The sequence below is a fragment of the Actinoallomurus sp. NBC_01490 genome, assembly GCF_036227085.1.
Taxonomy (GTDB): domain Bacteria; phylum Actinomycetota; class Actinomycetes; order Streptosporangiales; family Streptosporangiaceae; genus Actinoallomurus; species Actinoallomurus oryzae.
Genome location: NZ_CP109433.1, coordinates 2,594,183 through 2,613,911, shown reverse-complemented (window position 1 = coordinate 2,613,911; position 19,729 = coordinate 2,594,183). Strand labels below are relative to the sequence as shown.

Annotated in this window: 15 protein-coding genes; 11 read left to right on the top strand and 4 right to left on the bottom strand. The window is 70.0% G+C overall.

What is annotated here, in order from left to right:
* The first annotated feature begins 115 nt into the window (after window positions 1-115).
* Window positions 116-829 (top strand): SDR family oxidoreductase, encoded by a 714-nt coding sequence (locus OG417_RS12815; RefSeq protein ID WP_329254680.1) that lies wholly within the window; start codon window positions 116-118, stop codon window positions 827-829.
* 43 nt (window positions 830-872) lie between these two features.
* On the opposite strand, the gene OG417_RS12810 is transcribed toward OG417_RS12815, so the two are convergent.
* On the bottom strand, window positions 873-1,571 hold the full coding sequence (locus tag OG417_RS12810) for a TetR/AcrR family transcriptional regulator (protein ID WP_329254677.1): 699 nt from the start codon (window positions 1,569-1,571) through the stop codon (window positions 873-875).
* Window positions 1,572-1,779: 208 nt separating this feature from the next.
* Between OG417_RS12810 and OG417_RS12805 the strand changes: the two genes are divergently transcribed.
* The 9 genes from OG417_RS12805 to OG417_RS12765 all read left to right on the top strand — a co-directional run bounded on the left by OG417_RS12805 (window position 1,780) and on the right by OG417_RS12765 (window position 11,804).
* On the top strand, window positions 1,780-2,736 hold the full coding sequence (locus OG417_RS12805) for a 3-carboxyethylcatechol 2,3-dioxygenase (protein ID WP_329254675.1): 957 nt from the start codon (window positions 1,780-1,782) through the stop codon (window positions 2,734-2,736).
* Window positions 2,733-3,629: an alpha/beta fold hydrolase gene (locus OG417_RS12800; protein WP_329254671.1), complete on the top strand. Its 897-nt coding sequence runs from the start codon at window positions 2,733-2,735 to the stop codon at window positions 3,627-3,629. The genes OG417_RS12805 and OG417_RS12800 overlap by 4 nt, the downstream gene beginning before the upstream one ends.
* Window positions 3,626-4,432 carry a 2-keto-4-pentenoate hydratase gene (locus OG417_RS12795; protein WP_329254668.1) on the top strand — a complete coding sequence of 269 codons (807 nt, stop codon included), beginning with the start codon at window positions 3,626-3,628 and terminating at the stop codon, window positions 4,430-4,432. The genes OG417_RS12800 and OG417_RS12795 overlap by 4 nt, the downstream gene beginning before the upstream one ends.
* A gap of 5 nt (window positions 4,433-4,437) precedes the next feature.
* Window positions 4,438-4,872, top strand: a complete 435-nt coding sequence (locus OG417_RS12790) for a nuclear transport factor 2 family protein (protein ID WP_329254665.1) — start codon at window positions 4,438-4,440, stop codon at window positions 4,870-4,872.
* Window positions 4,873-4,937: 65 nt separating this feature from the next.
* Window positions 4,938-5,663 carry an HpcH/HpaI aldolase family protein gene (locus tag OG417_RS12785; RefSeq protein ID WP_329254662.1) on the top strand — a complete coding sequence of 242 codons (726 nt, stop codon included), beginning with the start codon at window positions 4,938-4,940 and terminating at the stop codon, window positions 5,661-5,663.
* A gap of 3 nt (window positions 5,664-5,666) precedes the next feature.
* Window positions 5,667-7,295, top strand: coding sequence for a bifunctional 3-(3-hydroxy-phenyl)propionate/3-hydroxycinnamic acid hydroxylase MhpA (gene mhpA, locus OG417_RS12780; protein ID WP_329254659.1), 1,629 nt, complete (start codon window positions 5,667-5,669; stop codon window positions 7,293-7,295).
* 61 nt (window positions 7,296-7,356) lie between these two features.
* Window positions 7,357-8,223: a fumarylacetoacetate hydrolase family protein gene (locus OG417_RS12775; RefSeq protein ID WP_329254656.1), complete on the top strand. Its 867-nt coding sequence runs from the start codon at window positions 7,357-7,359 to the stop codon at window positions 8,221-8,223.
* Window positions 8,207-9,805 (top strand): FAD-dependent monooxygenase, encoded by a 1,599-nt coding sequence (locus tag OG417_RS12770; protein ID WP_329254653.1) that lies wholly within the window; start codon window positions 8,207-8,209, stop codon window positions 9,803-9,805. The genes OG417_RS12775 and OG417_RS12770 overlap by 17 nt, the downstream gene beginning before the upstream one ends.
* Window positions 9,806-9,989: 184 nt before the next feature.
* Window positions 9,990-11,804, top strand: a complete 1,815-nt coding sequence (locus tag OG417_RS12765; protein WP_329254650.1) for a flavin-containing monooxygenase — start codon at window positions 9,990-9,992, stop codon at window positions 11,802-11,804.
* 94 nt (window positions 11,805-11,898) lie between these two features.
* Here OG417_RS12765 and OG417_RS12760 read toward each other — a convergent pair whose 3' ends face one another.
* The 3 genes from OG417_RS12760 to OG417_RS12750 form a co-directional block, all read right to left on the bottom strand.
* The gene (locus OG417_RS12760) at window positions 11,899-15,411 is read right to left on the bottom strand and encodes a S8 family serine peptidase (RefSeq protein WP_329262251.1); all 3,513 of its coding nucleotides are present in this window, start codon (window positions 15,409-15,411) and stop codon (window positions 11,899-11,901) included.
* A gap of 189 nt (window positions 15,412-15,600) precedes the next feature.
* A complete protein-coding gene (locus OG417_RS12755; RefSeq protein WP_329254647.1) occupies window positions 15,601-16,332 on the bottom strand; it encodes a FadR/GntR family transcriptional regulator in 732 nt (243 codons plus the stop codon).
* 61 nt (window positions 16,333-16,393) lie between these two features.
* Complete coding sequence (locus OG417_RS12750; protein ID WP_329254644.1) at window positions 16,394-18,079, bottom strand: AMP-binding protein; 1,686 nt, start codon at window positions 18,077-18,079, stop codon at window positions 16,394-16,396.
* 224 nt (window positions 18,080-18,303) lie between these two features.
* Here OG417_RS12750 and OG417_RS12745 point away from each other — a divergent pair, with 224 nt between their 5' ends.
* Window positions 18,304-19,728 (top strand): MFS transporter, encoded by a 1,425-nt coding sequence (locus OG417_RS12745; RefSeq protein ID WP_329254641.1) that lies wholly within the window; start codon window positions 18,304-18,306, stop codon window positions 19,726-19,728.
* Window position 19,729 lies beyond the last annotated feature (1 nt).

The following is a 19,729-nucleotide window of genomic DNA, read 5'->3' as shown; positions in this document are numbered from 1 at the left end:
GAATCAGGGGTGTCCCGTACCAGAGGGTGCCGGACACCCCGCGACGTTCGTGCACATCGCCCCAGCGCCGGGTCCGCCGGCCACCGGGCATCACGGCTTGACGAGGAGGACAGAAGTGACGGAGCAGGCGAGGGCGGCGCTGGTCATCGCGGCATCCGGCGGGATCGGCGCGGCGTGCGCGCGCGAACTGGCGGCGCGCGGGTACCGGGTAGCCGTCATGGCCCGCAGCGAGGCGGTTGACACGCTCGCCACGGAGATCGACGGCCTCGCGGTCCGTGGCGACTACACCGCGCCCGGCGCGATCGAGGCGGCGGTGGCGCGCGCCGCGGACGCCTTCGGGCGCCTGGAAGTACTGGTCAACAGCGCCGGGCACGGACCGAAGGGCGCGATGACCGAGCTCACCGAGGCCGACTACGCCCGCGGGTTCGAGCTGTACTTCTACAACGTAGTGCGCTCAGCGCAAGCGGCGCTTCCGGTGATGCGCACCCAGGGCGGAGGGTCGATCGTGAACATCTCCAGTTCGACCCCTACCGAGCCGTCGCCGATGTTCCCCACGTCGATGGTGGCGCGGGCCGCGATGGCGACCTGGGTGAAGCTCTGGTCCGCCGAGGCGGCCAGGGACGGGGTGCGGATCAACAACGTGCTGCCCGGGTTCACCGTGGCCGACCCGTCCGCGATCCCTGCTGAGCGGGTTTCCCATATTCCGCTTGGCCGGCCTGCCGGCCATGGCGACGTGGCTCGCACGGTCGCGTTTCTCGCATCCGATGACGCGGCGTACATCACCGGGCAGAGCCTGCGCGTCGACGGCGGGTCGACGCGCAGCGTCTGACGGGCGGCGGGCGCCATGCGTTTTGCCCGGTGCTGCCCAACCGTCAGTCGGCGGCCGGGGTAGCACTCACCCGTTCGCGGCCGGTTCCCTCGCGGCGGGTACCGGAGGGTGCGGCGTACTGCTCGACGAGCGCTTCGAGCGCCCGGGCGGCGACGTCGGCGTACGCGGCGAAGTCGAGGTGCACCTCCGAGTTCGCGTGCACGTAAAGGCCGTCGGTCATGGCCAGGCCGAGCACGGTGAGCTGCTGCGGCAACTCGGGGTGAGCCTCCGTCACCTCCGGCGGCAGGGAGGCGGCCACCCGCCGGACGTTGACCTGGAACATCTTGGCCCGGACGGCTACGTAGGCCTGGGTGACCGGGCTCTCCGCGCCCAGGCCACCGAGGCGCTTGTCCAGCGCCAGGATCTGGGCGACCTTGAGGAAGGCCTCCTCATCGGTGTACCGGCTGGGATCAGCGGAGCCGGCCAGCCCGAGGATGCCGCGCGTCACCTTGTCCCGCAGGCCGACCTCGTCGGTGTAGATCTTCTGCCACTCCTCGTAGCTGTGCTCGAGAAGCGCCACGAACAGCTGCTCCTTGGACTTGAAGTGCCAGTAGACCGACCCGATCGGCAGCCCGGAGGCGGCGCTGACGTCGGCCATGGTGGTGCCCGCGAAGCCGCGTTCGACCGCCAGGCGCAGCGCGGCCTTCAAGATCAGCTCCTTCGAGTTGTCCGACCTCGCCTGTCTGCTCTTACGCTCCGCCATGCGGTTAAGCCTAACCGTTCTCTCAGCGCCGTTACCGGCGTGCCGTAAGGGCCTTGCTCGACGGACATGGCCATAACCGAATGCGCTTCCGCGCCACCGACGCTGACCTGCCGCGATTGACCCTTGCCGGTGCTTTGGGTCACTAGTATGTTGATTCTAGGATCTAGATGCTAATCAAACCGCCGGCAGAGCAGAGACGAGAGGTGTCATGGAGTTCGCGGTTGCGGCCATGAGCCACGCCCCGACGTTCGGCCGCGTCGACCCGGGCGGCACGATCTTCGCGGAGATCGTCGACGCCATCGAGCGCGTGCGGAAGTTCGTCACCGAGTTCGACCCGGAGGTGATCGTCTCCTTCGGGCCTGACCACTTCAACGGCGTGCTCTACGAGATGATGCCGCCGTTCGCCATCGGGGCCCAGGCCGAGGGCGTGGGCGACTGGGGCACCAGACGCGGCCCGCTGCCCGTCGACTCGGCCACCGCGCGCGCACTGCATGCCGGGGTGCTCGTCCGGGGCATCGACGTGCCGCGCTCGGAGCGCCTCAAGGTCGACCACGGCATGCTGCAGACGATCGAGTTCATCTTCGGCTCCGACCTGCCCCGGCCGTTCGTCCCGGTGTTCGTGAACTGCGTCGGCAGGCCGCTCGGCCCCATGCAGCGGATGCGTCTGTTCGGCGAGGCGGTCGGCGCGACCGCCGCCACCCTCGACAAGCGGGTGCTGTTCACCGCCTCGGGCGGCCTGTCGCACGACCCGCCCATCGCCGACTTCGAAACCGCTCCCCCGCCGGTCCGCGAGCGCATCACGCACGCCGACGTCACCCCCGAGCAGGTGGCCGAGCGGGAAGCCATGATCATGGCCGCCGCCACCAAGCAGGCCACGGGCGAGGGCGGCTTCAAGCAGGTCAACGAGGCGTGGGACCGTGAGATCCTGCGCGTGCTCGCCTCTGGTGACCTGGCGCAGGCCGATGGCTGGACCAACGAGTGGGTGACCGACAACGGCGGGTCCGGCGGCCAGGAGATCCGCTCCTGGCTGGCCGCGTTCGCCGCCCTCTCCGCCGGCAGCAGGGCGGCCGGCGGCGGCTACGCCACCGTCGAGGAGAACTACTGGGCGTCCGGCCCGTGGGGCGCCGGGTTCGGCGTCGTCACCGCGAAGGGAACGGGCAAGTGAGCGAGCCCGGCATCCACCACCAGACGTTCTGGTCACAGATCGCCGACCTGCCGCACGTCCTGGAGTTCCCGGTCATCGACGGGATCCGCACCCGGGTACTGCGCATCGGCGAAGGCCGGCCCGACGAGAACCGCCAGACCATCGTCATGATGGCCGGCACCAGTGGCCACATCGAGGCCTACACCCACAACATCCGGGCGCTCGCCGCGAAGTACCGGATCGTCGCCTACGACTACCCCGGACACGGGTACTCCACCCTGGTGGCGGGGGGCACGCTGGAGATCGCGGACTACGCGAGGCACCTGTTCGCGCTGCTCGACCACTACGGCCTTGACCGGCCGCACCTGTGCGGGGAGTCGCTCGGCGGCTGGATCGCCCTCAAGGTCGCCAGGGAGCACCCGGAGCGGTTCGCCTCGCTCATCTTGTCCGCGCCCGGCGGCCGGATGATCGCCGACGACCGGCTGAACAAGACGCAGTCGGTGTCCACGGACGCCGTGGCCGACCCGACGTGGGAGAACGTCAAGGCCCGGCTGAACGTGGTCATCCACGACGCCGACCACATCAGCGACGAACTGATCGCCATCCGCAAGGCCGTCTACAGCCGTCCCGGCTTCGCCGCCTCGATGAAGGCGATCGGCGCGCTGCGCACCCCGGAGATCCGCCGGCGCAATGCGGTCACCGACGACGACTACGCCGCCCAGAAGCTCCCCGCGCTGCTGGTGTGGACGGACCACGAGCCGTCCGGCGACCCGGAGACCGGCCGTCACCTCGCCGAACTGATGCCGCACGGCCGGTTCCTGCTGGTGGAGGACGCGGCGCACTGGCCGCAGTGGGAGAACCCGGACCTGTTCAACGGCGCGGTACTCCGATTCCTCGAAGGGATGACAGCATGAGGGAGAACGCGAAGAAGGCACCGCCCGCGCCCGAGGTCCTGGACAAGGTGACCGACCTCCTCTGGGAAGCGAACCTCCAGGTCAAGCCGATGCCGTTCGTGCGGGAGTTCATCGCCGAGGACGACACCGACTCCGCCTATGAGATCCAGCGCCGGATCAACGCGCGAAAGATCGCCGCAGGCCGCACCCGCGTCGGCCGCAAGGTCGGCCTGACCAACCCGATGGTGCAGAAGGCCGCCGGGGTCAGCGAGCCGGACTACGGAACGATCATGGATGACATGGTCTTCCACGACGGCGTCGTGTTCGACCCGAAGAAGTACGTCGCGCCGAAGATCGAGTCCGAGGTCGCGATCGGCCTCGCGAAGGACCTGCACTCCTGGGACATCCCGGCGATCGAGGACGCGATCGACTGGGTCGCCCCGTCGTTCGAGCTGGTCGACTTCCACTACGAGTACTACGGCATGAAGATCGCCGACACGATCGCGGACAACGCGGGCTGCGCCGGCATCATCCTCGGGCCCGAGCAGAAGTACGGCGACATCGACCTGAGCCAGGTCACGCTGTCGCTGACCCGTGACGGTGAGGAGATCACCTCCGGCGTCGGCTCGAACGTGATGGGCAACCCGCTCAACGCGGTCGCCTGGCTCGCCAAGACCGCGATCGAGCAGGACATCCCGCTGCAGGCCGGCGAGGTGCTGCTGCCCGGCTCGATCGGAATGATCATGTGGTTCGACTACGGGCCGACCTACGCCGCGCACATCTCCGGCCTGGGTACGGTGACCGCCCGGTTCGAGGTGGAGTGAGCGCCGTGAGCACTGTTACGACCGAAGAGCGGCTGGCCGTCCTGGCCCTGGTCGCCGAGCACGCCTGGCGCAACGACCACGGACAGGCCGACCGGCTCTGGGAACTGGTCACCGAGGATTACACCTCCGACGGGCCGATGGGGACCATGATCGGCCGTGAGGCGCTCCGCGCCTGGGGCGCCAAGCGGGTGCTGAACCCGAGCCAGGTCCGGCATGTCGTCAGCAACACGCGAGTGTTCCGCGGCGAGGACGGCGAACTGCGGGCCACCTCGTACTACGTCGTGTTCCGCGACAGCAGCGCGCAGCCGTCCACCCCGGCATCGGTGGGCGAGTGGCACGACCGCTTCGAGCTGGTCGACGGCGAATGGCTGCTGGCCGAGCGGAACATCAAGCCTGTGTTCGTCAACACGGACGCACCTCGGCCGGTGATCGGGTCATGAACCCTCCTGCGTCGGAGGGTGTGACCACTGGGGCGCGTTCTTTGATTCCCTCGCTTCGCTCGGTCATGACCGTTCCCACGTACCTGCACCTGTCCACCCGGTCGCTGCTGATGGCCGAGCACGCCCTGGCGGGCGGGTTCGACGGCGTCGTCGTCGACATGCAGCACGGCGAGCACGACCTCGGCTCCGCGACCACGCTGATCCGGTCGATCCCTGGCTCCCTTTCCCGCACGCTGGTACGGGTGCCCCGAATCGACTCCGGCATCATCGGCGCCGTGCTCGACGCCGGAGCCGGCGGCATCATCGCGCCGACGGTCGAGACCGCCGCGCAGGCCGCCGCCCTGGTCGCCGCCGTCAAGTTCCCGCCGGCCGGCGGGCGGAGCCTCGGGCCGCTGCGGCCCGGCCTGTACGCCGGGCCGAGCCCGCTCGCGGCGGCCAACGACGCCGTCCGCGGCTACGCGCAGATCGAGTCGGCCGCCGGGCTCGCGGCACTCGACGAGATCCTGGCGACGCCAGGGCTGGACGGCGTCTATATCGGCCCGGCGGACCTGGCCGTCTCCCTCGGCCGGCCGCCTCGCCTCGACTGGGCGGACGGGCCGGTGCGCGCGGCCATCGACGAGGTCATCGCCGGCGCGCGCAAGGCCGGGATCGCCGTCGGCATCTTCTGCCTGTCCGGCGCGTACGCCGGCGCGCTCGCGGAGGCGCGCGACGTCGACTTCGTCGGGCTCGGCACCGACGTCGGCCTGCTGGCGGGCGCGAGCAAGGCCCTGATCGAGAGCTTCCGAGGGTGAGCGATGAGTGACTACCAGGTCGTCGTCGTCGGCGCAGGGCCCACCGGGCTGATGCTGGCCAACCTGCTCGGCCGCTTCGGCGTCCGCACCCTGCTCGTCGAGAAGCTGCCCGAACTGATCGACTACCCGCGCGCCATCGGCATCGACGACGAGGCGTTGCGCTCCATGCAGGCCATCGACCTCGTCAACGAGGTGCTCGCGCACACCGTTCCGCACCACATGGTGCGCGCGGTCAACGGCCAGGGCAAGGTCGTCGCGGAGATGGCGCCGCAGACCGACGAGTTCGGCTGGTCGCGGCGGAACGGGTTCATCCAGCCACTCGTCGACCGGGAACTGCTGGCCGGGCTCAAGCGCTTCGACTGCGTCGAGGTCCGGTTCAACACCGAGATGGTGGCCATCGAAGCCGACCGGCAGCAGGTCACGGTCACCGTCAAAGACCTCCTCAGCGAGCAGGATTCCGCTGTCACCGCCGACTACATGGTCGGCACCGAGGGCGGCCGGTCGTTCACCCGGGAGTGGATCGGCGCCGGCTTCGAAGGCACCACCCTCAAGCAGTGCCTGGTCATCGACGTGGCCGATGACCCGATCGGGTCGCCGAACGCGATCTTCGGCGCCGACACCGGGCGCGGCTGGGCGACGTTCGGGCTGCCGCACGGCATCCGCCGCTGGGAGTTCAACCTGGACCCCGCCGAGACCGCCGAGTACGCCGAGTCGGAGGAGTTCGTGCACAAGATGCTCGCCGACCACGTGCCGGACCCCGCCCGGCTGAACATCGTCCGCCGCCGCGTCTACACCCACAACGCCCGGGTCGCCACGGCCTGGCGCAAGGGCCGGGTGCTGATCGCCGGCGACGCCGCCCACATCATGCCGGTCAACGCCGGGCAGGGCTGGAATTCCTGCATCCGCGACGCGATGAACCTCGGCTGGAAGCTCGCCGCCGTGCTCAGCGGAACGTCGGCCGACGCGCTGCTCGACACCTACCAGGCCGAGCGCCGCGACCACGTCAAGGGCATGGTCGACCTGTCCGTCCAGATGGGCAGGACATTCGCCGGGACCGGTATCGTCCGTGAGGTCTTCCGCACCGCCGTCGGCTTCGTCGGCGACCGGATCCCGGCCGTCAAGCAGTACTTCAGCTCGATGAAGTTCAAGCCGATGCCGAGCTACACCAAGGGCGCCGTGGTCCCCACCGTGGTCCGGGAGTATAAGTCGATCATCCCCGAGCACGGCATCACCACGTCGGCGGGCAAGTTGTTCATCCAGCCGAAGGTGTCCGGCCCCGACGGCACGGTGCGGCTGCTCGACGACGTGCTCGGCCCCCGCTGGGCGGTCATCGCGTGGAACAACGACCCCAGGCGGCTGCTGACCGCCGAACACGCCGACGCGCTGACGCGGATCGGCGCGGTCCTGGTGACCGCCGTGCCCGAGGTACAGCGTGGCTGGGCGTCCGCGCACGCCGGCGATGGCGTGCTGGCCATCGGCGACGCGGCCGGCCGGATCAAGGAGTGGTTCGACGTGCGCCCCTACGGGGTGCTGTTCATCCGTCCGGACCGGGTGATCGCCGCCGAGTGCCTGGCGATCGAAGCCGACGCGACCACCGACAAGCTGCTCGCCGCCATCTCCTACCAGCCCTGAGCGCGGAGCGGGTGGGTGCCAGTGACGGCACCGGCCGTTCCTCCTGAATTAAGGACCTCCCTTGACGCACTACGCGAGCTTTACCGCCGCAGACGGCACGCCCACCTGGGGTGTGATCATCGACGGGACCGCCTACGACCTCGGGCCGACCGGCCTGGGGCTGGCCGCCGGCCTCAAGGACGCCGTCGCGCGCGGCGTCTTCGGAACGGTCCGTGACCACGCCGCAGCCCCGGCCAGGCCGGAGGCCGAGATCACGTTCCTGCCGGCCGTCACCGACCCCGGAAAGATCATCTGCATCGGGGTGAACTACCGTACCCATCAGCAGGAGACCGGCCGCACCGAGCAGAAGGCGCCGACCGTCTTCACCCGGTTCGCCGACACCCAGATCGGCCACCTCGCCCCCGCCGTCTACCCCGCCGCCAGCACGCGGTTCGACTACGAAGGCGAGCTGGCCCTGGTCATCGGCAGGGACGCGTTCCACGTCGCCGAGACGGACGCCTACGACTACGTCGCCGGGTACGCGGCCTACAACGACTTCACCGCCCGTGACTGGCAGCGCGTCACCAGCCAGTGGATTCCCGGTAAGAACTTCCCCGGCACCGGAGCGTTCGGCCCGTACCTGGTGCCGGCCGCCGACCTCGGCCCGGTCAGTGACCTGAAGCTGGAGACCCGCGTCAACGGAGCGGTACGGCAGTCCGCGAGCGTCGCCGACCTGTACTTCCCCATTCCCGAGCTGATCGCGTACGTCACCGGGTTCACTCGCCTCGCCGCCGGCGACGTCATCGTGACCGGTACCCCCGGCGGCGTCGGCATGTTCATGGACCCGCCCGGCCTGCTGTCGCCGGGCGACGTGGTGGAGGTCGAGATCACCGGCCTCGGCGTGCTGCGCAACAGGATCGTTTCCGAACTGGATGGGCGCGGTGCTTGAGACCGACGTGCTCGTCGTCGGCGCGGGGCCGACCGGGCTGACCGCCGCGAACCTGCTCACCGACTACGGCGTGCGCGTCATCGTGGCCGAGCGGAACGCCGTCACCAGCGACGAGCCGCGCGCGATCAGCGCGACCGACGAGATGCTGCGGGTCATGCAGCAGATCGGGATCCTCGGGCGGCTGGCACCGGAGATGCTGCTCGACACCGGCGCGCGCTACTTCGGCGCACGCGGTCAGCTCCTCGCCGAGGTGCGGCCGGGCCGCGCTCGGCTCGGGCAGCCCGGCAAGTCGCAGTTCGACCAGCCCGTGCTCGAGAAGCTGCTGCTCGATGCGGCCCGCCGCCGGAAGGTGGATCTGCGGATGTCCACCGAGGCCGGCGGCCTCGTCGTCCGCCGAGACCACGTCGAGATGACACTCACCGGTCCGGACGGTGCCACCTCGGTACGGGCGGGCTGGCTGATCGCCTGCGACGGCGGACGCAGCCCGATCCGGACCGCGCTCGGCATTCCCATGGAGGGCTCCACGCAGGTGGAGGAGTGGATCGTCGTCGACCTGCTCAACACGGGCGCACATGAACCGTTCGCGGAATTCCACTGCAACGGCACCCGCCCGGCGGTCGTCGTGCCCGGCGTCAAGGGCCGCTGCCGGTTCGAGTTCATGCTGCTGCCGGGCGAAACCCACGAGGAGATGACCACGCCCGATGCGGTCGCCGACTTGACCGAACCCTACCTGGGCTACCGGGTGGCGCCGACCGCTATCCGCCGTGCCAGGGTGTACGTCGCGCACCAGCTGGTCGCGCGGCGTTTCATCCACGGCCGGGTGCTGCTCGCAGGCGACGCGGCACACATGATGCCGCCGTTCGCCGGACAGGGCCTGAACGCCGGCATCAGGGACGCGGCCAACCTCGCCTGGAAGGTGGCCGCCGCGGTCTCCGGCACTGGGACCGGCGAGCTGGTGAGAACGTACGAATCGGAGCGCCGGCCGCACGCCAGAGACATGATCGCGATCTCCCGCCGCATCGGGCAGGTCGTCATGGGCACCGACGCGCGGGTGACGCGCGGCCGGGACCTGCTGGCCCGGGCCGCGAACCTGGTGCCGCCGGCGAAGGCGTGGCTGGCAGGGATGAAGTTCCTCAAGCAGCCGCACTTCACCGACGGCTGTGTCGTGCCGGCCGGCCGGGACGTGCGCCGCGCCGTCGGGGACATGGTCGGCCGGGCGCTGTCCCAGCCGGACGTCACGCTGCCCGGCGGCGATCGGGTCCCGCTTGACACGCTTCTCGGTTCCGGCTGGTGCGCGCTACGGATCGGCCGCGGCGCGGCGGGCACCGTGGAGGTCATCCCGCTGGCGCCGCCCGGTGACGGCCCCGGGCCCACGTCCCTCGCCGTCACGGTCGCCTCCGGGGAGATCTCCGCGCTCGCCGGCACAGCGGTCACCGTCCTGGTACGCCCCGACCGGTACGTCGCCGCGGTCGCCGAGCAGGGCAGCGAGCCCGTCGCACTCGGTCAGCTCGCGTTGTACGCACCGTGGCTGCCGGCCGCCTGGAACGCCCGCGCCGCGTCGGCCCGGCTCATCTCCCAGTAGTCCAGTGAAGGTAGATCCCGCCATGTCTGAACCCACCGCCGTGCCCCAGGGACCGGCAGGCGACTGGAGCGACGAGCACCTGATCCGCGCACTTCAGGTCGCCGACCTCCCATCGCTGCTCGTCACCCTCGCCCAGGTGCTCGGCGACGACGGCTGTATACCGGAATCGCTGCGCCCGGTCTCGGTGCCGCCCGCCGTCGGTGGCCTGCACCAGGGCGGCCTCGACAAGGAGCAGCAAGCCCGCGCCCGCGCGCTGTGCCTCAAGGGGCTGCGTGCCTTCCGTGACGGCGGGTTCACCGCCGTCACGGAGCCGGAGCCCGCCCGGCTCCGTGAGCTGCTCGACTACATCGCCCACGGCGCGCCGGACGTCTATCTGCCGCTGCTCGCGCACGAGCTCGACGTCCCGCACGACTGCGGCGCGCCGGGCTGGACGCTGACGGAGGTCGCGCCCGGCCGGCCCTTTCGCGTTGCCGTGATCGGCACCGGTCTGTCCGGCCTCGTCGCGGCGTACCGGCTCAAGCAGGCCGGGATCGAGACCGTGGTGTTCGAGAAGAACCCAGGAGTCGGCGGCACGTGGTTCGAGAACACCTATCCGGGCTGCCGGCTGGACACCCACAACTATGCCTACAGCTACTCCTTCGCCCAGAAGCCCGATTGGCCCTGCTACTTCTCCACCCAGGACTCGATCAGGCAGTACTTCGCCGACTTCGCGACGGACAGCGGACTGCTGCCGCTGATCCGGTTCAGCACCCGGGTGCTGTCGGCCGCGTACGACACGGACGCCGCCACCTGGCGGGTGACCTCACGCGGCGCCTCTGGCCCTGCGGTGACCGAGACGTTCGACGCGATCATCAGCGCGGTCGGCCAGCTGAACACCCCGCTGATCCCGGCGTTCCCCGGGCAGGAGCTGTTCGCAGGCCCGAGCTTCCACACCGCCCAGTGGCGTCACGACGTGGACCTGGCGGACAAGAGGGTGGGCGTGATCGGCACCGGCGCGAGCGCCTTCCAGGTCGTGCCCGCGATCGCCGGGACGGTCGCCGAGCTGACCGTCTTCCAGCGCAACCCGCCATGGATACTGCCGAGCGCGAACTACGTCGACCGGATCGAGGAGGACCAGCTGTGGCTGTTCCGCACGGTCCCCCACTACGCGCAGTGGTTCCGCTTCTACCAGTTCTGGACATCGGTGGAGGGTCGCCGCCGGTTCAGCCAGGCCGAGCCGGGCTGGGACAAGCCGGGCTCGGTGTCCGCGGCCAACGAGCACCTGCGCGAGAAGCTGACCGAGTTCCTCACCGAGACATTCGGCGACCGCCCCGACCTGCTGGAAAAGGTCATCCCGGCCTACCCTCCGGGGGCCAAGCGGATGCTGCGCGACAACGGCGCCTGGTCCCGGGCACTCAAGCAGGACAACGCCCACCTGGAGACCGGAAAGATCCTCGAGTTCACCCCGAACGGGATCCGCACCGACGACGGGGTGGAGCACGAACTCGACGTCATCATCTACAGCACCGGGTTCTCCGCGCAGCAGTTCCTGTCGTCGTTCTCCGTGACCGGCGTGAACGGCCTGGACCTGCAGGAGTACTGGCACGGCGACGCCCGCGCCTACCTCGGCATCACCATCCCGCACTTCCCGAACCTGTTCTGCGTCTACGGACCCAACACCAACCTGGTCGTCAACGGCAGCACGGTGCTGTTCTCCGAGTTGTCGGTGGAATACATCCTCACCGCGATCAAGGGCCTGCTGACCCGCGGCGACGCTGCACTCGACCTCCGCGAGGACGCCTACGAGCGGTACAACGAGGCCCTGGACGCCGAGAACCGGCGGATGGCCTGGGGCGCGGCCGGGGTGAACAGCTGGTACAAGAACGCCGCAGGCCGCGTGTCACAGGTATGGCCGTACCCGCTGCTCGACTACTGGACCGCGTCCCGCGAGGTGGACCTGTCCGTGTACAGCCGCGTCCCGCTGCCGCCGTCCGCCAGGGAGAGAGTGTCGGCGAAGTAGGCCGCGACAGTGGGCAGGCCGTGTCCGCCGGCGACCGGGTCGTCCACGTCCACGCCGGCCTCATCACCGTCACCCACGGTGTCGCTGACCATCCTCACGGTTTGAGGCCGAAAGCGCGGATGACGGTCTGTGTGACGCCGCCGCCGTTCCGCTGCTTGGCGGTGACCCGGATGGAGACGTACGAGGCCCCGGCCGGCGCGTTCAGCGACGCCCGCCACGTGCCCCTCTTCTCCTTCAGATCCTGCGGCTGCCAGGTGCTTCCATCGTCGTAGGAGACGTCGAGTCCGACCGCGGAGACCGTGTCGTTCGCGGAGGTGCCACCGAGCACCGATGGCGTAACGGAGACGCCGGTCCGGCGCTCCGCCCGGCCCGCGAGGTCCAGGTCCATCGCGTAGTCCAGCTGGACCAAGGGGATTTCACGCATCTCGGTGGTGGCACCGGAGGTGAAGCGCCACTCGGTACTGGTGGAGGTGGAGTAGGGGCTCAGATCGGGCTGCCCCGTCGTGTCCACGACCAGCCGGTACGGCAGTTCCCGCTTGTCCAGCCCGCTCCAGTAGAAGTAGTAGTAGTAGGGAATCTGGAAGATCTGCGTGGCACCCTGGTAGAGCGAGAGCGTCTCGTAGGCGGGACCGGCGTGCGCGGACCCGGCATCGCCGAGTCCGTCGACGGTCATGCCGAACGCGCCGTCCGCGTACCGGTACAGGGCATTGTTGGCGATCAACCGTGGCCGGATGATGGGGCCGAACCAGCGATCCTCGTGTGTGCTGCCCGCCTCGTAACTCATCGTGTCGGCACGCGTCGTCAACGCCTGCACGGCGCCGGACTGGCTGTTGGCGTACCGCAGTGTGCCGGACTGCCGCCACTGGACGCCGGTTCCGGCGGAGATCCAGTCGGTACGGGTCCCCGCGGCGACCGGCTCGTTGGCGAACGGAAGGGTGACGGCGTTCCCCCATTGCAACGCCGGGTCGCCCGGCCACTGGTACGGGGGGAAATCCTCCCGCTTCTCGAGGCCCCGCTTGCCGGAGGGCACGGCGAAGTCGAGGTCGACCCGAGCGAGGCTACGGAGGTCCGTCTTGGCGGACGGGTCTGCAGGCACCCTTCCGACATGGTAGTCGGCCAGGTCATAGAGATATTTCGGTGTGGGGTGGGCCTCAACCGCCAGTTGTACCGGCCGCTGGTCCGCGGCGGTGAGCTTCTTGATCAACTCCTCCCCCTCGTCCCGGCTCACCGAGGCGACCGGCACCGATCCGGCGGTGGTGTGGTCGGGCCTGCCGTACCACCAGTCGCTGATCCGGCCGGATTCCTGGTCGACCACGATGAGCATCGCCGCGCCCGCCGCCTCCGCCGCCGCCTGATCGGTCGGCACGGCGTCGGCGCTGCGGACGACCACGGCCTTGCCACGGGCGGCCAGACCGGCGTAGTCGGCCGCTGTACCGTTGCCGGCGAAGACGGCGTCCAGGCGGGAGGTGCCGTCCGGTAGCGGCCTCGAACCGGGCTGCGCCAGCGCGCCGTCGAGGCGGTTGCCCTCGTAGGTGATCGCCAGCGGCGTCTGCTCCGCACGAAACCTGGTGCCGAAGGCGAAGCTGCCCTTCGTCACTTCATCCTTGGTCGGCAGCGCCCACACGCTGTCGTAGTCGGCCGAGGGGAACAGCACGTCGAAGATGGCCCCGGTGCCCGGCTCGGGCTTGCTGGACGTGAAGGAGCGCCAGACGTCGAGCCTGCTCTCGACGACAGCGGTCGGCTTGGGCGTCGCGACCTTCACCCGCCGGGCCCGCGAGGCATCGAGGTCCACGTCCCGGTCCGTCGTCAGGTCGACCTCCGGGGCGACCAGCACGGCCTCCCCAAGGGAGTGGGACCCGTGCACCCCCTCTACGTCCGCGAACGAGCTGAGCACGTACGTGCCCGGAGCCCATCGGCTGGTGAGCGTGCCGTCCTCGGGAAGCCACAGCCAGGACTCGACTCCGTTGTCGCCGGCGACGTGGACCGCGCCGCTCATGGGCCGGCCGGAGCGGTCCTCCATGTGGACGGTGAGGTTGCGCTTCTCGGCTTCGACGGAGACCCCCGCAGCGGTATGCGCCACCGCGGCGCCGCCGCCGTCCTTGGCCAGGACCTGGGCGGTGTACTGGCCCGCATCGAGCCCCTTCGGGTCCACCGTCAGGTCGACCTGCGCGGTTCCCCTCGCGGGAACGGTGAGGTGGTCGGCGCCCAACGTGAACACCCCTCCGGCGGAGCCGTTTGGATCGACGGAGAGGTCCAGCGCGACGGTGGCGTCCGAGACGTTGGTGTAGGTGATCTCACGCTTGATCGGCTGCGGCGGCGTGCTGCGCGGCCAGGAGACGAGTCCCGCGTCCACCGACCCGGTCGCGACGACGTGGGCGAAGTACGCGCCGGATGCCGAGACCCGGCCGGTTCCGGCCTCGTAGGGGTTGTGGTCGGAGGTCAGCGCGCTGGAGCTCATCAGAGCGTTCTTGATCTGTTGCCCGCTCCACTCAGGATGCTTTTGGGCCAGCAGAACGGCGGCCCCGGAGACGTGGGGCGCCGCCATGGAGGTGCCGTCGAGCCCGACGTAGTAGCCCGTGCCGGTCGCCATGTACTGCGAGCGTGCCGCCACTACGCCCACACCGGGAGCGGTGATGTCGGGCTTGAGACCGTCGTCGAACAGCCGCGGCCCGGCACTGGAGAACTCGGCGAGATTGTCGGAACGGTCCACCGCCCCGACGGTGAGCGCGGCGTCCGCGGTTCCCGGCGCGCCGAGGTGATAGGAGCTGCCGTGTCCGTCGTTGCCCGCGGAGACGACGAAAAGCGCGCCCGTCTCGGCGCTCAGCTGGTTCAGGGCCTGGCTCACCGGGTCGTTCTGGCCGTGCCGCGACGGATCGCCCAGGCTCATGTTGATCACCTTGGCGTGCTCGGTCCGTGCCGCCCACTCCATGCCGGCGATGACCCAGGAGTCCTGCCCCATTCCCTTGTTGCTGAGCACCTTGCCCACCAGCAGATCGGCCTCGGGGGCGACCCCCCGCTCCTCGCCGTGAGAGGCGGCGCCCGTTCCGGCGACGGTGGAGGCGGTGTGGGTTCCGTGCCCGAGCCGGTCGATGACGTCCTCGCCGGGGACGAAGCTCTTGGACGACACGATGCGGTCCGCCAGGTCCGGGTGGGCGGTGTCTGCCCCGCTGTCCAGGACGGCGACACGAACCCCGGCGCCGGTGCCTCCGGCGGACCAGGCGGCGGGGGCGCCTATCTGCGCCGTGGTGTCGGCGAGGTCCGTCTTCGCCCTGCCGTCGAGCCACACCTTGTCGACGCCGGCGGTGAACGGCGACGCCGCCGAGGCGCCCGACGTCCCGGAGGTCTTGTTAGCCGACGGCGTGCGGTCGTGCCGGGCCCTGCCGGTGAGCGCCGACCAGAAGGCGTCCGCCTTCGACCGGCGGGTGCGGACCGCCTCACCGTGGATCACGGGCAGGCTCATCGTGGTCTCGGCGCCCGGTAGCCCGGTGCCGGTCGCGGGGGTGGCCGTGGCCTTCGTGTCCCGGCCCACTGTGGAGATGCGCACCGAGCCCGTGGCGCCGGGCGCCCGCTCGACGTTCACCTCGGGAGCCGTTTCGAGGTAATGCACAAGTCCCAAACACCATTTTGTTTCTCGCTATATACCGGCGACGGGCCTGCGGGTGTACGCGCCCGAATTCGTTGCGGGCGAGCCCACGGCCACGGCGTGGGAGGTCGCGCTGCCGGGCATTCGGCTGAGTGCGTCAGGCCGGACGCCACATCGCCGCGGAGCCGAATCGCCGGGCGGGGTGTACCGAGTTCATTGGGAGGAGTTGTAGGCGGTGATGTGCTCACGCAGGTAGGTCAGGTGCTCGATGATGGCGACCTCGGCGGCATCGGGGTCGCGGGCGGCGATGGCCTTGACGATCTGCTGGTGCTGGACCACGGTCGTCCGTCCCACTTCCGGAGACAGGTCGAGATAGCTGACCGGCTCGGTGGAATGGTGCAGGGCCGCCACGAAGGAGGCCAGCACGCGGTTGCCCGAGGCGCGGCCGATGGTGATGTGGAACTGTTCGTCCAGCGTGGGGACCTGCGGGTCGTCGACGGATATGGCGCGCTGTCGTTCGACGATGCCGCGCAGCGTCTCCAGGTCGCCCTCGGTGCGGTGCGCGGCGGCCAGCCGCGCCGAGGGGATCTCCAGGAACTGGCGGACGTTCGCGACCTCTTCGAACTCGATCCTGCCCAGCGTGAGCAGGTTGGTCATGGAGTCGGCGAGGACCGCGCCGAGCGACCGGTAGTCGACGGTGGAGACGAAGCTGCCGCCCTTGGCGCCGGGCACCTTGGTGATGAGGTTCTGGGTGGTCAGCGAGCGCAGCGCCTCCCGGACGGTGGTGCGGCTGACATCGAACTGGCGGGCCAGCTCGGCCTCGGAGGGAAGCCGCTCGCCGCCGCGCAGCTCACCGGACAGGATCGCGGCGCGGATCTGCTCCTCCACCTGCTGGCGGGGGCGGAGCACCTTCCGGCCGATCACCTTGCCGCTCGTCTGCGCCACCGTTGTTCCCCTCCACCTGCCGGACTGGACGCGGGCCCACCGCGGTCACCGACGCTCTCGGTCAACCGCTGAGCCAGTCGCGCAGCTCGACCTTGCGTATCTTGCCGCTCATGGTCTTGGGCAGCGCATCGACGAGTTCCAGGCGTTCTGGTAGGAAGTGCTTGGACAATCCCTCGCCGAGCAGAAACCTCGTCACGTCGGCGAGCGTAAGCATGCTATCGGGACGCACGGCCAGCACCGCGCACGCCCGCTCGCCCAGCCGGGGATCGGGCACCCCCACCACGGCGGCGTCCAGCACGTCCGGATGCCGGTACAGCAGATCCTCGACCTGGGTGACCGGGATGTTCTCGCCGCCGCGGATCACGATGTCCTTGGTGCGCCCCGCCAGCGTCACCTGTCCGTCTTCGGCCAGGACGGCCAGGTCACCGGTCGCGAACCAGCCGTCCCTGATGGCCTCGGCGGTGGCGTCGGGACGGTCGTAGTATCCGAGGAACAGCCCCGGACCGGTGATCTCCAGCGCGCCCTCGCGTCCCGGCGGAAGCTCCACGCGGGTGGACGGGTCGACGACGCGGACGCGGCAGCCGGGCACGGCCACCCCGTCCGTCGCGTCGATCCGGTCGGACGGCAGGCCGGGAGCGGCGGAGACGCCGATGCCCCACTCGGTCATCCCCCAGGCCGGGCAGATGAAGCAGCCGAGTCGTTCCCGGGCGACGGGCACGAGAGAGCGCGGGATCGGGGCGCCGGGGATCGCCATCATGCGCAGCGAGACCACCGGAGACGGGTCGTCGCCGACCACGCGCACCAGGTCCTGGAGGAACGTCGGGGCGGCGACCATCATGGTGACGCCCTCGTCCCGGATCACGCCGGGCGCCGCGTCCGGGTTCCAGCGGTCCCAGTAGACGGCGGTGCCGCGCAGGTAGGCGGAGAGCAGCACGCCCCAGAGGAACCCGGTGTGGTGCCCGATCGGGGACGGGACGAGGTTGACGGGCGGTTCGCCGTAGGTGTCCCGCCCGACGTGCTTCACCCAGGAGGCGAGGACGGCGTCGAGCGTCTGGTGGGTGTTCATCACCGCCTTCGGCTCGCCCGTGGTTCCTGAGGTGAACCCGAGATGGCTCAGCGCCGCAGCGGGCGGTGGGGCTGGGACCGGCTCGGGGGCGCCCGCTATCAGCTCGTCGAAGCCGATCAGGCCCTCGTCTCTCCCGAGGTCTCCATAACGCTCGGGGCTCCCCGAGCCCTCGCCGAGGTTCAGGACCACGACGGTCTCGAGGGTGGACGCCTGGTCCCTGACTTCCTTCGCGAAGGCGACGTAGTCGCGTCCCCGGTACTCGCTGGGGACGATCCACACCTTCGACTTGGCCCGGTTGAGCATGAAGGTGACCTCACGCCGCGCGTAGGCGGTCGGGACGCCGGAGTAGACGGCGCCCAGCTCGAAGATCGCCCAGATGACGGCGGCGAACTCGTGGGTGTTGGGCAGCATCACCGACACCACGTCCCCCGGCCCGACACCGAGCCGCCGCAGGCCGGTGCGGACACGGTCGACCAGCGCGCCGAGCTCGCGGTAGGTGAGGGCGGTGCGGTCCTGGCCGCGGCGGGTGACGGCCGCCGTCCGGTGCGGGACCGCGGCGATCGCGACCCGCAGGTAGGAGCTGAGGGGACGGTCGCGCCAGGCTCCGGTGGCCAGGTACTCGCGCACGGTCGCCTCGTCCAGGCGCGTCCCGGCGGCGTCGAGGTGGGTGGTTCCGGACATCGGATCTCCTCGCTCTGCGTCCCCGCGGCCCGGCTCTCGCGCCGGCCCAGCCAATCTTGATTAAGGTCTGTTATTTCTCAGACCGTGCCGAGTTACCAGGTAGGTACCGCTAAAGACCCTACAGTTGGGGGGTTCCCTAGACCAGTATTGACATTGCTGGCAAATGTTGGACATTATGCAGCACTGTTGTTTCGGGGGCTCGCCGGACGAGGAGGACCCCAGCGATGTCCAGTACACGCCACCACACACCTGCCGCCGCCGGCGGCGGCTCGGCACACGCGAAGAAGAAGGAGATCCGCAACGCGGTCTTCGGCGCCTGGCTGGGCTTCTACGTCGACATGTTCGACATCTACCTGCCGGTCCTCGCCCTGGCACCGGCCTCGGTCTACTTCAAGGCCACCGGAGTGTCCGATGGCACCAACTCGATCATCAGCGCGATGATCTTCGCGGCCACGCTGCTCGGCCGCCCCGTCGGCGCCGTTCTCTTCGGCCATCTGGCCGACCGGATCGGCCGCCGCCGCGTCACCATCGCGGCCGTGAGCGGCTTCGGCATCGTCACCCTGATCATCGCCGCGCTCCCCGGCTACGCCACCTGGGGGATGACCGCCGTCGTACTGCTGATCCTGCTCAGGTTCCTGGACGGGGTCTTCCTCGGCGGCGAGTACACCAGCGCGACCCCGCTCGCGCTGGAACACTCGCCCAGGCGCAGGCGCGGGCTCAACGGCGCGCTCATCATGACCGGGTATCCGCTCGCGTACTGCACGGTCGCGGTGATCACCTACGCCCTGCTCAAGCTGATTCCGGCCGACGGCCTGGACTCTCCCTACGTCCAGTGGGGCTGGCGCATCCCGTTCGTCATCGGCGCGCTGCTGGCCTTCGGGTTCGTCTGGTGGTTCCACCGCGAGGTCACCGAGTCGCCCGCCTGGGCCGAGGAGGCCGCGAAGAGCCGGGGCCCCGGTGAGCGTCCGGCCAAGCGCGAGTCGTCGCTGGTGGCTCTGTTCCGCGGTGCGGGCAAGCGCGACTTCCTGCAGGTCTTCCTGATGATGACCGGAGTCTGGGGCAGCTTGAACATGATCTCGGCGGTGCTGCCGGGGACGCTGAGCGGCCCGGTGGGGCTGTCTGCCACCCAGGTGTCCGGGGTGTTGATCGTCACCTACCTGTTCGTCACCGCAGGGTATGTGGCGGCCGGCGTGATCAGTCAGCGCACCGGCAGGCGGCCGTCCCTCGTCGTCTCGGGTGTGCTGGTGATCGTGGCGTCCCCGATCGTCTACGGGCTGATCGTGGCCGGCGCGGTCAGCGGCCTGGCGGCGGTCACGTTGATGGTGGCCGTGCTCGGCGTGGTCACGTTGTCGCTATGGGGGATCATCACCACTTACATCAACGAGCGGTTCCACACCGGCGTTCGGGCCTCCGGGTACGGGCTCGGTTACAGCCTGGCCGTGATCATCCCGTCGTTCTACGCCTTCTACCAGTCGGGCCTGGCCTCGTTCATGGCCAAGGACTACACCCCGCTGGTGCTGCTGGTGATCTCCGGAGTGCTGATCGTGGTGGGCGCGCTGGCCGGACCGGAGACCCGCGACGTCGACATGCGGGCCTCCGCGCCCGCGCCGGGCGGGTCCGCGTCCCACGAGCCCACGGAGGTGTCCTGAG